Origin of the sequence: Cypionkella psychrotolerans (assembly GCF_001294535.1) — a bacterium.
Lineage (GTDB): Bacteria > Pseudomonadota > Alphaproteobacteria > Rhodobacterales > Rhodobacteraceae > Cypionkella > Cypionkella psychrotolerans.
Map to the genome: position 1 here is coordinate 121,689 of NZ_LGIC01000073.1, position 11,661 is coordinate 133,349.

At 61.0% G+C, this 11,661-nt stretch carries 9 protein-coding genes; 6 read left to right on the forward strand and 3 right to left on the reverse strand.

Annotated elements, in window-relative coordinates; genetic code table 11:
• Positions 1–234: 234 nt before the first annotated feature.
• Positions 235–1,338: a DNA-processing protein DprA gene (dprA, locus tag AKV04_RS17205; protein WP_082351704.1), complete on the forward strand. Its 1,104-nt coding sequence runs from the start codon at positions 235–237 to the stop codon at positions 1,336–1,338.
• A gap of 244 nt (positions 1,339–1,582) precedes the next feature.
• Positions 1,583–4,348 (forward strand): type I DNA topoisomerase, encoded by a 2,766-nt coding sequence (gene topA, locus AKV04_RS17210; protein WP_054007708.1) that lies wholly within the window; start codon positions 1,583–1,585, stop codon positions 4,346–4,348.
• A gap of 1 nt (position 4,349) precedes the next feature.
• On the opposite strand, the gene choV is transcribed toward topA, so the two are convergent.
• Genes choV through choX form a run of 3 tightly spaced genes read right to left on the reverse strand, consistent with a single transcriptional unit; the run spans position 4,350 to position 7,220 of the window.
• Positions 4,350–5,372, reverse strand: coding sequence for a choline ABC transporter ATP-binding protein (gene choV, locus AKV04_RS17215; RefSeq protein ID WP_054007649.1), 1,023 nt, complete (start codon positions 5,370–5,372; stop codon positions 4,350–4,352).
• A 3-nt stretch (positions 5,373–5,375) separates the two neighbouring features.
• Positions 5,376–6,224 carry a choline ABC transporter permease subunit gene (choW, locus tag AKV04_RS17220; RefSeq protein ID WP_054007650.1) on the reverse strand — a complete coding sequence of 283 codons (849 nt, stop codon included), beginning with the start codon at positions 6,222–6,224 and terminating at the stop codon, positions 5,376–5,378.
• Positions 6,225–6,284: 60 nt separating this feature from the next.
• On the reverse strand, positions 6,285–7,220 hold the full coding sequence (choX, locus tag AKV04_RS17225; protein ID WP_054007651.1) for a choline ABC transporter substrate-binding protein: 936 nt from the start codon (positions 7,218–7,220) through the stop codon (positions 6,285–6,287).
• 86 nt (positions 7,221–7,306) lie between these two features.
• Here choX and betI point away from each other — a divergent pair, with 86 nt between their 5' ends.
• From betI to AKV04_RS17245, 4 genes are all read left to right on the forward strand, one after another.
• A complete protein-coding gene (betI, locus tag AKV04_RS17230) occupies positions 7,307–7,891 on the forward strand; it encodes a choline-binding transcriptional repressor BetI (RefSeq protein WP_156317622.1) in 585 nt (194 codons plus the stop codon).
• Positions 7,888–9,339, forward strand: a complete 1,452-nt coding sequence (gene betB, locus AKV04_RS17235; protein WP_054007653.1) for a betaine-aldehyde dehydrogenase — start codon at positions 7,888–7,890, stop codon at positions 9,337–9,339. The genes betI and betB overlap by 4 nt, the downstream gene beginning before the upstream one ends.
• A 107-nt stretch (positions 9,340–9,446) precedes the next feature.
• Entirely contained in the window at positions 9,447–11,111 is a 1,665-nt protein-coding gene (gene betA / locus AKV04_RS17240; protein WP_054007654.1) for a choline dehydrogenase, read from the forward strand.
• Positions 11,112–11,261: 150 nt separating this feature from the next.
• Positions 11,262–11,498, forward strand: a complete 237-nt coding sequence (locus AKV04_RS17245; protein ID WP_054007655.1) for a YdcH family protein — start codon at positions 11,262–11,264, stop codon at positions 11,496–11,498.
• The last annotated feature ends 163 nt before the right edge of the window (positions 11,499–11,661 follow it).

The following is an 11,661-nucleotide window of genomic DNA, read 5'->3' on the forward strand; positions in this document are numbered from 1 at the left end:
TATCTTGGCAGTATTTGATCAAAGAATTGGGCGTGCGGCAATCGGCCCAGCGATGGTTTCGATAAGTCCAGATTGAGGGCGGGTTCAGTCCAGTCTGATTGGGCTTTTTGGTGATTCATCTGTTGTTAACCCTTGCCATTGCAGACTGCGAATCGTGAATGCGGCGAGGCGTAGATGGCGACGGGTCTGAACACACACCATAACCCCAGTTCCGCACCCTCGGACGCGGACCCGATGGCTTGGCTTCGCCTCATTCGCTCGCGTCGTGTGGGGGCAGTGACGTTTCATCGGCTGGTGGCGGATCATGGCGGGGTCGAGGGCGCGCTTGCGGCGCTGCCGGGGATCGCGCGGGCGGCGGGGGTGGAGGAGTATAGCCTGTGTCCGCTAGAGGTGGTGCGGGCCGAGATGGCGCAGGGGCGGCTTGTGCGGGCGCAGTTGCTGCTGTGGGGGCAAGCGGGCTATCCTCAGGCGCTGATGGATTTGGCGGATGCGCCCCCGGTGCTATGGGCGCAAGGTGATGTTGGCCTGCTGGCACGGCCGATGGTGGCGCTGGTGGGGGCGCGGAATGCCTCAAGTCTGGGGCTAAGGATGACGCGGCGGTTGGTCGAAGGGCTGGCGCAGGCGGGGCAGGTGGTGGTCTCGGGCCTTGCGCGCGGCATTGATGCCGAGGCGCATCAGGCGGCGCTGGAGACTGGCACGGTGGCGGTGCAGGCGGGCGGGGTGGATGTGATCTATCCGGTCGAAAATACCGAACTCGCGGTGGCGATTGCAGCGCGGGGTTGCCGGATTTCGGAACAGCCGATGGGGCTGGTGCCGCAGGCGCGACATTTCCCGCAACGAAACCGCATCGTGTCGGGGCTGGCGCGGGCGGTCGTGGTGGTTGAAGCGGCAGCACGCTCGGGCAGCTTGATCACCGCGAAAAACGCCTTGGATCAAGGGCGTGAGGTGCTGGCGGTGCCCGGCCATCCGTTTGATGCGCGCGCTGCCGGATGCAATATGTTGCTGCGCGACGGCGCGGTTTTGGTGCGATCCGCGCAGGATGTGTTGGAGGCGATTGGGGTGCAGGGGCATTTCCTGGCGCAAGTGCCACTGCCCGTTGAAGCGGTTGCTGTGCCTGATCCGCTGCCTGGCCCAGTGCCGCAGCGACGTGCGCTGGCTGATATTGCCGCCGTGCACAGTCAGATCTTGGCGCGACTTGGCCCCAGCCCCTTGGCTGAAGATCAACTGATCCGCGATCTGGCCTTACCGCCGGGGATGCTGTCGCCCGCCCTGATCTCGTTGGAGCTAGAGGGGCGGATTTTGCGGCAATCCGGAGGGTTGCTCAGTCGGGTAGATTGAGCGCTTATCGCTCCCTTGCGGGCGCTCTGCACTGCGGGTTTCATCTTGGCTCAAATATCCCCGCCGGAGGCTTGCTACGTCCGTGTCGGATGCCTCCGGCGGGGATATTTGAGCCAAGATGAAAGCGATAAGTACCCGCAAGCAAGCAACGCGCGCGGGCTTTGCCAATCGCCCCGGTTGACATCCCCGCACAAACCCCCACATGGTGCCTCGCCGCACATATGCCTGTTTTCAAGGGAATTTCATGCCCGTTGTCGTTGTAGAATCGCCCGCTAAGGCCAAGACAATTAACAAATATCTTGGCTCGGACTATGTGGTTTTGGCCTCTTACGGCCATGTGCGCGACCTGCCGCCGAAGGATGGTTCTGTCGATACCGAGAACGGATTCGACATGCTGTGGGAGGTGGCGGCCGACAGCAAAAAGCACATTCGTGCGATTGTTGAAGCGCTGAAAACCGACGATACCCTGATCCTCGCGACCGACCCTGACCGTGAGGGCGAGGCGATTTCCTGGCATTTGCAGGAGGCTTTGGCGAGCACGCTGAAGAAGGGCAAGAAAGTGTCTCGGGTGACGTTTAACGCCATCACCAAGGAGGCCGTGACCGAGGCGATGAAGCATCCGCGTCAGGTCGACCAACCCTTGGTGGACGCCTATCTCGCGCGGCGGGCTTTGGATTATCTGGTGGGCTTCACGCTGTCGCCGGTACTGTGGCGCAAACTGCCGGGCTCGCGTTCGGCGGGCCGCGTGCAGTCGGTCTGCCTGCGCTTGATCGTTGAGCGTGAGATGGAGGTTGAGGCGTTTCGGGCGCGGGAATTCTGGTCGGTTTCGGCGGTGCTGAACACGCCGAGAGGGCAGGAATTTGAGGCGCGGTTGACGGTTCTGGGTGGCCGGAAACTGGACAAATTCGACATTCCGACGGTGGAAGCGGCGGAGTTGGCGGTGCAAGCTGTCACTTCTCGAACATTGAGCGTTTTGTCGGTTGAAGCCAAGCCTGCCTCGCGCAACCCCTATCCGCCATTTATGACCTCGACCCTGCAACAGGAAGCCAGCCGCAAATATGGCATGGGCGCGAAGGCCTGTATGTCGGCGGCGCAACGGCTGTATGAGGCGGGCCACATCACCTATATGCGGACCGACGGCATTGATATGGCGCCGGAAGCGGTGACGGCGGCGCGCGCGGAAATTGGTAAACGCTTTGGTCCGGCCTATGTGCCGGACGCGCCGCGGATCTATAAGAACAAGGCGAAAAACGCGCAGGAAGCGCATGAATGTATTCGCCCGACCGATATGGGCGTCGCTCCGGCGGAGTTGCGGTTGTTGGAACGCGATCAGCAGAACCTGTATGAGTTGATCTGGAAGCGCACCATTGCCAGCCAAATGGCCGGCGCGCGGATGGAGCGGACGGTGGTGGAAATCGGCAGCGCTGATGGCCAAGTGGGCCTGCGCGCCAATGGCCAAGTGGTTCTGTTTGATGGATTTTTGAAGGTTTACGAAGAAGGCCGCGACGACGAAGACGAAGACGAGGGCCGTCTGCCGCAGATCATGCAGGGCGAGGCTGCTGCGCCGAAAAAGGGTGGCTTTGAGGCGGCGTTCAAAAAGCAGGCCGATGCTGCAGGCAAGGATGATTTCGATCTGATCGAGGCGAAATCGGCTTTACGTCGGGTGCCTTCGGCGGTGATCAGCCCGGATGGTGCTATTCTCGCCAGCCAAAGCCACACCCAGCCGCCGCCGCGTTATACCGAGGCGACTTTGGTGAAGCGGATGGAGGAGTTAGGGATCGGGCGGCCCTCGACCTATGCTTCTGTGTTAACGACGATTGTGGATCGCGAATATGTCCGCAAAGATAAGAATCGGCTGTTCCCCGAGGATAAGGGGCGCTTGGTGACGGCGTTTCTGACGAACTTTTTCCGCCGCTATGTCGAGTACGATTTCACCGCCGATCTGGAAAGCCAGCTGGATGACGTCTCAGTCGGTGAGCGGGACTATAAGGAAGTTCTGGCGCGGTTCTGGCGGGATTTCTCGGCGGCGATTGCCGAGACGGCGGATCTGCGTATTGGCGAAGTGCTGGATAAGATTGATGATTTCCTCAGCCCGCATCTGTATCCGTTGCGCGAAGATGGCTCTGATCCCCGGATTTGCACCAGCTGCGGCACCGGGCGGCTGCATCTGAAAACCTCGCGGTCTGGCGGGGCGTTTATCGGTTGTGGCAACTATCCAGAGTGTCGCTATACCCGTCCGATCTCGGGCGAGGAGGGTGGCTCGGTGGATGGCCGGGTTTTGGGCGTCGATGCCGATGGCGTGGAAATCAGCCTGCGCGCCGGGCGGTTTGGGCCCTATGTGCAGAAGGGCGAGGCGACTGAAGAAGCGCCGAAGCCGCCGCGTGCCAGTCTGCCGAAAGGGTGGGAATCGGGGGCTTTGACGCTGGAGCGGGCGATTGAGCTGCTGTCGTTGCCGCGCCAGATCGGGCCGCATCCCGAAGATGGCGTAATGGTGGAATCGGCGATTGGGCGGTTTGGGCCTTATGTCAAACACGGCACGGTCTACGCCAATATCCCGGATGTTGAGGAAGTCTTTACCATCGGGATGAACCGGGCGGTGGAAGTGCTGGCGCTGAAGGCGGCGGGGCGGCGTGGCGCTGCGGTGGCGGAGCCGCTGCGGGCGTTGGGCGAGCATCCTGACGGTGGGCCGGTGCAGGTGATGCCGGGGAAATATGGGCCCTATGTCAAATGGGCCAAGGTCAATGCGACCTTGCCGAAGGAGTTGACTCCCGAAGCGGTGACGCTGGAGGAAGCCCTTGCATTGATTGCAGAAAAGGCTGGGAAGTCGGGCAAGAAAGCCCCTGCGAAGAAGGCGGCTGCGAAGGCTCCGGCAAAGGCTGCGGCGGCGAAAAAGCCTGCGGTGAAGAAGGCTGCGGCTAAGGCCCCGGCGAAAGTGACGGCCGCGAAAAAGCCTGCGGCAAAGAAAACGGCGGCCAAGGCCGCCGCTTCTGAGGATGTTTTAGACAGCTGATCTAAGCGCGCGGGTTGATGAGTTTGGCCATCAATCCGGCGGCTCGGATCACGCCGATATGGGCACCGTTTTCGGTGACGTTCAGTTCCGGCTCGTCATTGCACAGCCGGGTCATCACGGTTTTGACGGGCATTTCGCAGTCAATCGACGCGCCGTCACAAGAGCCCGCCTGCATCACATCCCGCGCAGTCAGCACGCCGAGCGGGTTCATATGCGCCACAAAATCAGCCACATAGTCGCTGACCGGATTGGCGATGATCTCCCGCGCGGTGCCGATTTGCACGATGCGGCCACCCTCCATCAAAGCGATGCGGTTGCCGAGTTTGAAGGCTTCGTCCAAGTCGTGTGACACAAAGATGATGGTGCGTTTCAGTTTGGCTTGCAAATCAAGCAGTTCGTCTTGCAACCTGGCGCGGATCAGCGGATCGAGCGCCGAGAACGGCTCGTCCATCAGCAGGATCGGGGCTTCGGTGGCGAAGGCGCGCGCAAGGCCGACACGTTGCTGCATCCCACCAGAGAGTTCGCCAACTTTGCGCTCGGCCCATTGCGACAGGTTCACCAACGCCAGTTGTTGGTCAACCTTGGCGCGGCGTTGATCGACGGATTGCCCTGCGAGTTCAAGGCCTAAGCCAACATTATCCCGCACAGAGCGCCATGGCAGCAGGCCAAATTGTTGGAACACCATGGCGATTTTTGACAAGCGCAGCCCGCGCAGGGATTCGCCTTTGGCCTTGGTGACAGAGACCATTTTCGCGCCGTCCCAGACCCGGACTTCACCGCGCACGACGGGGTTCAGGGCGTTGACGCCGCGCAGCAAAGTGGATTTGCCAGACCCGGAAAGCCCCATCAAAACAAGGATTTCACCCTCGGCCACCGACAGCGAGCAATCGTGCACACCAAGGATCTGCCCGGTCTGGGCCTGAATATCACCGCGCGACATGCCCTGATCCATCAGGGGCAAGGCGCGGTCGGGGTGGTCGCCGAAGACAATGGAGACGCGATCAAATTCTACTGCATTTACCATGGCTTACACCTTGCGCTGGAAGGTGGCGCGCAGAGCGATGGCGACCACGACGATGACGAAACCGGACTCAAAACCCTTGGCAGCGTTGACGGAAGCCAAGGCGCGCATCACCGGCACGCCCAAACCGTTCGCGCCGACCATCGAGGCGATCACCACCATCGACAGCGACAGCATGATGGTTTGGTTCAGGCCCACCATGATTTGTGGCAACGCCCAGGGCAGTTCGACCTTCCACAGCCGCTGGCTGGGGGTGGCACCGAAGGCGGTTGCGGCCTCTAACAAGGCAGTGGGGGTGGAGGCGACGCCAAGCTCGGTCAGCCGGATCGGCGCGGGGAGGACGAAAATCACCGTGGCGATCAGACCGGGGACCATGCCGATGCCGAAGAAAATGATCGCGGGAATCAGGTAGACGAAGGTTGGCAGGGTCTGCATCAGGTCCATGACGGGCGACAACGCGGCGTTGAGTTTGGCGTTATGGGCGCAGGCGATGCCGATGGGCACGCCGATGGCCATGCAGACGGCGCAGGACGACAGGATCAGCGTCAGGCTCTCGGTGGTTTCTTTCCAGTAGCCTTGATTGACGACGAACAGAAAGCCAAGCCCGACGCCGACGCAGATTTTCCAATTGCGTTGCAGCACCCATGCGAGGGCCACAAAGATCGCGATGATGACGATGGGGTGAGGTGCTTGCAGCAACCACAGAAAGCCGTTGATCAGGCCTTCAAGAGCATCGGCGATAACGTTGAACACCGCGCTGAGATGGGTTTTCATCCAGACGAAAACCGCGTTTGCCCAGTATCCGATTGGAATCTTGTAGTCAGAGTCGCCCGTCAGCCAGCCTAGAAGTTCCATTCACCGTCCCCGTGTTGGATAGAAAAAGGCCCCGATCTTCCGCCGGGGCCTTGGTTTCGCTTATTGCAGAGCGGCCGTGACAGCGGCTTTGGCATCGCCACCGTCTTTGGTGGTGACACCATCCAGCCAGGGGCCGATCACATCGGGGTGGGCGGCCAGCCAGGTTTTGGCAGCCTCGCGCGGGTCGGTGCCATCATTCAGGATCGCGCCCATGATTTCGTTTTCCATCGCCAAGCTGAACGACAGATTCGACAAGAGTTTGCCGGTGTTCGCGCATTCTGCGACGTAACCCGCGCGGGTGTTGGTGGCGACGGTGGCACCGCCAAGGTTCGGGCCGAAGAAATCATCGCCGCCAGTGAGGTAGGTCATCTTGAAATTGGCGTTCATCGGATGCGGTTCCCAGCCGAGGAAGATGATCGCTTTGCCTTCATTATCGGCGCGGGCGACTTCGGCCAACATGCCTTGCTCGGAGGATTCCACCAGTTCGACCCCGGCGGCTTTCAGACCGAAAGCGTCTTTGTCGATCATATCAAGGATCAGCTTGTTGCCGTCATTGCCGGCCTCAATGCCAAAGATTTTGCCTTCGAGATCAGCGCTATGCGCGGCGATGTCTTTGAAATCCTTGATGCCGAGTTCAGCGCCTTTGGCGTTGGTCGCAAGGGTATATTTCGCGCCTTCAAGGTTGGTGCGCACGGTATCGACGGTTTTGGCATCGCGGTAGGGGGCGATGTTGCTCTCCATCGTCGGCATCCAGTTGCCGAGGAACACGTCAACGTCGCCGGACGCGAGGCCTTCATAGGTCACCGGAACCGACAGCACTTTGGTTTCGGTCTCATAGCCCAAAGCCTCTAGCACCAGCGAGGTGGCGGCGGTGGTGGCGGTGATGTCCGTCCAGCCGACATCCGAGAAGGTGACTTTATCGCAGCCCGCCGCGAAAGCGGAGCCAGCAAAGGCGAAGGTGACGGCGGACGCGAGCAGCGTCGATTTAAGAGTCATGTTGGGCTCCCTGTTTTTGTTGATTGACGAGTCAATAAACTTCAAGCTAGCTGCCTTTGGCAAGCATTATTATCAAGGGCCGCATCATGCCGAAGCTTGGAATGGAGCCTATCCGAAAGGCGGCGCTCGTCAAAGCCACGATTGTCGAAATCGGGCGGGTGGGGTCGTTGGACGTGACGGTCAGTCAGATCGCCAAACGCGCGGGGATGTCCTCGGCGCTGGCGCATCATTATTTTGGGTCCAAGGAGGAGATGTTCTTGGCGGCGATGCGGCACATTCTGACGCTGTATGGCGCCGAGGTACGCGGGGCTTTGGCGCTGGCCGAAGGGCCGGAAAGCCGGTTGCGCGCGGTGCTGGCGGCGTCGTTTAGCGCGGCGAACTTCCGGCGCGAGGCGGTCGGGGCTTGGCTGAACTTCTGGGTTTTGGCGCAGACCGTGCCCGAGGCGAAGCGGCTGTTGAAGGTGTATCAGGGGCGGCTGAGGTCGAACCTTTTGGCGGGGTTGCGGCCTTTGGCGGGGGATCGTGCCGAGCCGATCGCCGATGGTCTGGGCGCGTTGATTGACGGGCTCTACCTGCGCGAAGTGTTAAAATCAGGGCCACCGGATCGGGAGGCGGCCATTACTACTGCGTTGAATTATCTCAATTCTAAGTTGGAAGGGGCGCGCCCATGATGGCACAGCCAAAGGCCAGTCATTTCATAGATGGCGTCTATGTCGATGATACTGCGGGTGCGGTGATCGAGGTGATTTACCCGGCCACCGGGGCGGTGATTGCGCGTCTGCACGAAGCGACGGCGGCGGTCATCGAGCAGGCTTTGGCAAGTGCGGCGCGGGCGCAAGCTGCGTGGGCTGCGACGCGTCCGGTCGAACGCGCGCGGATATTGCGGCGGGCGGCGGATTTGATCAGGCTGCGCAACCCTGAACTGGCGCGGCTGGAGACGTTGGATACGGGTAAGCCCATTCAGGAAACGCTGGTCGCCGATTGGCCCTCGGGCGCGGATGCATTGGAATATTTCGCAGGGCTTGCCCCAAGCGTGGGCGGTGAGACAATCCCGTTGGGGCGCGATTTTGCCTATACGATCCGAGAGGCTTTGGGGGTGTGCGTTGGGATTGGCGCGTGGAATTACCCCAGCCAGATCGCCTGCTGGAAGTCGGCTCCGGCCTTGGCTTTGGGCAATGCGATGGTGTTCAAGCCATCGGAAGTCACGCCTTTGGGGGCTTTGAAGCTGGCGGAGATTTTCATCGAAGCGGGGTTGCCTGCGGGGCTGTTCAACGTCGTGCAGGGGCGCGGGGCGGTGGGCTCGACCTTGGTGTCTGATGCGCGGGTGGCGAAAGTCTCGCTGACCGGATCGGTGTCGACCGGGCGGAAGGTTTATGCGCTGGCGGCGCAGGGCGTGCGGCATGTGACGATGGAATTGGGCGGAAAGTCTCCGATTCTGGTGTTCGATGATGCTTCGGTCGAGGATGCCGTGGGGGCTGCGATGCTGGGGAATTTCTATTCCGCTGGGCAGGTGTGCAGCAACGGCACACGGGTGTTTGTGCAAAAAGGCATCAAAGCTAAGTTTCTGAAAAGGCTGGCGGAACGTACGGCGGCGATCCGGTTGGGCGACCCGTTGGATGAAGCCACACAGATGGGGCCGCTGGTGTCTGGGGCGCAGCTTGCGAAGGTGCTCGGCTATATCGAGACGGCTAAGGCCGAAGGTGCGACTCTGATTTGCGGCGGCGGGCAGGCGGGGGTTGAGGGCGCGTTTGTATTGCCCACCGTATTCGCGGATGTGACCGACGCTATGACGATTGCGCGGGAAGAAGTGTTCGGCCCGGTGATGGCGGTGCTGGATTTCGACAGCGAAGACGAAGCGGTGGCGCGGGCCAATGCGACCGAGTTCGGCCTCGCGGCGGGGGTGTTTACCGCCGATATCACGCGGGCACATCGGGTGATCGGCGCGTTGCAGGCGGGGACGTGCTGGATCAACGCATATAACTTGACTCCGGTCGAGATGCCGTTTGGCGGATCGAAGCTGTCGGGTGTGGGGCGTGAAAACGGCCATGCGGCGGTGGAGCATTATTCACAGCTGAAAAGCGTCTACGTCGGCATGGGGCCGGTGGACGCGCCTTACTAAGCGCGCCCCGACGCGCCTCCCAACCGCCCACCCCGGCGCGTCGGGGCGCTGTGGTGGTGCGGGTTTAAATGAAAGATGCGCCCGGTTCGGTCGGGCAGGAGAGAGATATGACGGCGGAATATGTGATCATTGGATCGGGGTCAGCGGGGGCGGCGATTGCGTATCGTTTGGCCGAGGCGGGCAAGCGGGTGGTGGTGATCGAGCAGGGCGGCAGCGATATCGGGCCGTTCATCCAGATGCCTGCGGCGCTGTCTTATCCAATGAATATGGGGATTTACGACTGGGGGTTTCAGTCGGAACCCGAGCCATACTTGGGCGGTCGGCGGTTGGCGACGCCGCGCGGCAAGGTGATTGGCGGCTCATCCAGCATCAACGGTATGGTCTATGTGCGCGGCCATGCGCGGGACTATGACACTTGGGAGGAGATGGGCGCGCAGGGCTGGTCCTATGCCGATGTGCTGCCCTATTTCCAGCGGATGGAGACTTGGCACGGCGAGGCGGATGGCGCGGCCTCGGGCGACGCGGCGTTTCGGGGCTCAAACGGCCCGCTGCATATAAGCCGGGGACCCCGGAAAAACCCGCTGTTCAACGCTTTCATCGAGGCGGGGCGGCAGGCGGGCTACCCGGTGACCGAGGATTATAACGGTCAGGCGCAGGAAGGTTTCGGCGCGATGGAGGCGACGATCTTTAAGGGCGTGCGCTGGTCGGCGGCGAATGCTTACCTGCGGCCCGCCCTGAAAACCGGGCTTGTGAAGCTGGTGCGCGGCTTTGCGCGCCGCGTGGTGATCGAGAATGGCCGCGCGGTTGGGGTTGAGATTGAGCGCGGCGGGGTGGTGGAGGTTATTCGCGCTAGTGTCGAGGTGATCGTGTCGGCCTCTTCGATCAACTCGCCGAAGATCCTGATGCTGTCGGGGATCGGCGATGCGGCGGCTCTGCGCGCGCATGGCATCGAGGTGGTGGCGGATCGGCCCGGTGTTGGGGCGAATTTGCAGGACCATCTTGAGATCTACATGCAGTTTCAGGCCGCCAAACCGATCACTTTGTATAAATACTGGAACCTGTGGGGCAAGGCGCTGATCGGGGCGCAGTGGTTGTTTACCGGCAAGGGCTTGGGCGCGTCGAATCAGTTTGAATCTTGCGCGTTTATCCGCTCGAAAGCCGGGGTGGATTACCCGGATATCGAGTATCATTTCCTGCCGATTGCGGTGCGCTATGATGGTAAGGCGGCGGCCGAGGGCCATGGTTTTCAGGTGCATGTCGGGCCGATGCGATCCAAGTCGCGTGGGGCTGTGACGTTGCGCTCAGCCGATCCGAAGGACGCGCCGAAGATCCTGTTCAACTATATGTCGGACCCATCGGATTGGGAGGATTTCCGGGCTTGTGTGCGGCTGACGCGGGAGGTGTTTGAACAGCCTGCGATGCGAGAGCATGTGAAGGCGGAGATTCAGCCGGGGGCTGGGGTGCAGACGGATGCGGAACTGGACGCCTTCCTGAAAGAACATGTCGAGAGCGCCTATCATCCTTGCGGGACCTGTCGGATGGGCCGGCGGGATGATCCGCTGGCTGTGGTCGATGAAGAATGTCGGGTGATCGGGGTGGAGGGGCTGCGGGTGGCGGACAGCTCGATCTTCCCGCAGGTCACCAATGGGAATTTGAACGGGCCGTCGATTATGACCGGGGAGAAGGCGGCGGATCATATCTTGGGTAAGCGTCTGGCGCGGTCGAATTTGCAGCCAGTGATCAATGAGAATTGGCGGGTGTCTCAGCGCTGAGGTCCCGGCGTGGACCGATTTGACTGTGTTTATTTATCAAAGGGTTAGATTTTTGGCTTAGGCCTTTCTTAACTGTTGGGGCTTGATCAAGGTCAAAGCTGTGGCGTGGCGTTAAGCCTAAGCTGGGGTAGTAATAACAGGAGAGACCCGATGACGCATACCCCGCATGGCTTGGCCGCCGAGTTCCCGGACTTCGCTGTGAAGATTTCCGCGATGAAGGAGAAAGACGCGCATTTTGCCAATCTGGTGGCCGAATATGACGCAGTAAATGGCAAGGTGCATCGCGCAGAGGCGCGGCTGGATCTGTTGACCGAGGCTGAGGAAGAAGTTCTTCGCAAGCAACGGGCGGCGCTGAAGGATCATGTCTGGATGCATTTGAAGGGGTGAGCGGGCTTTTAGATTTAGCAAAGGCGGGCTTTGGCCCGTCTTTTCATTTGGGGCCTGCCGATACGGCGGGGCGGTCTTGGCCGCCATCGAGGCGGCACGCGACCGCCGCTGCCGCGCGGTGAGTTTGAAATGGTGCGTTTTGGTTTGCTGTTGATGCCTCCGG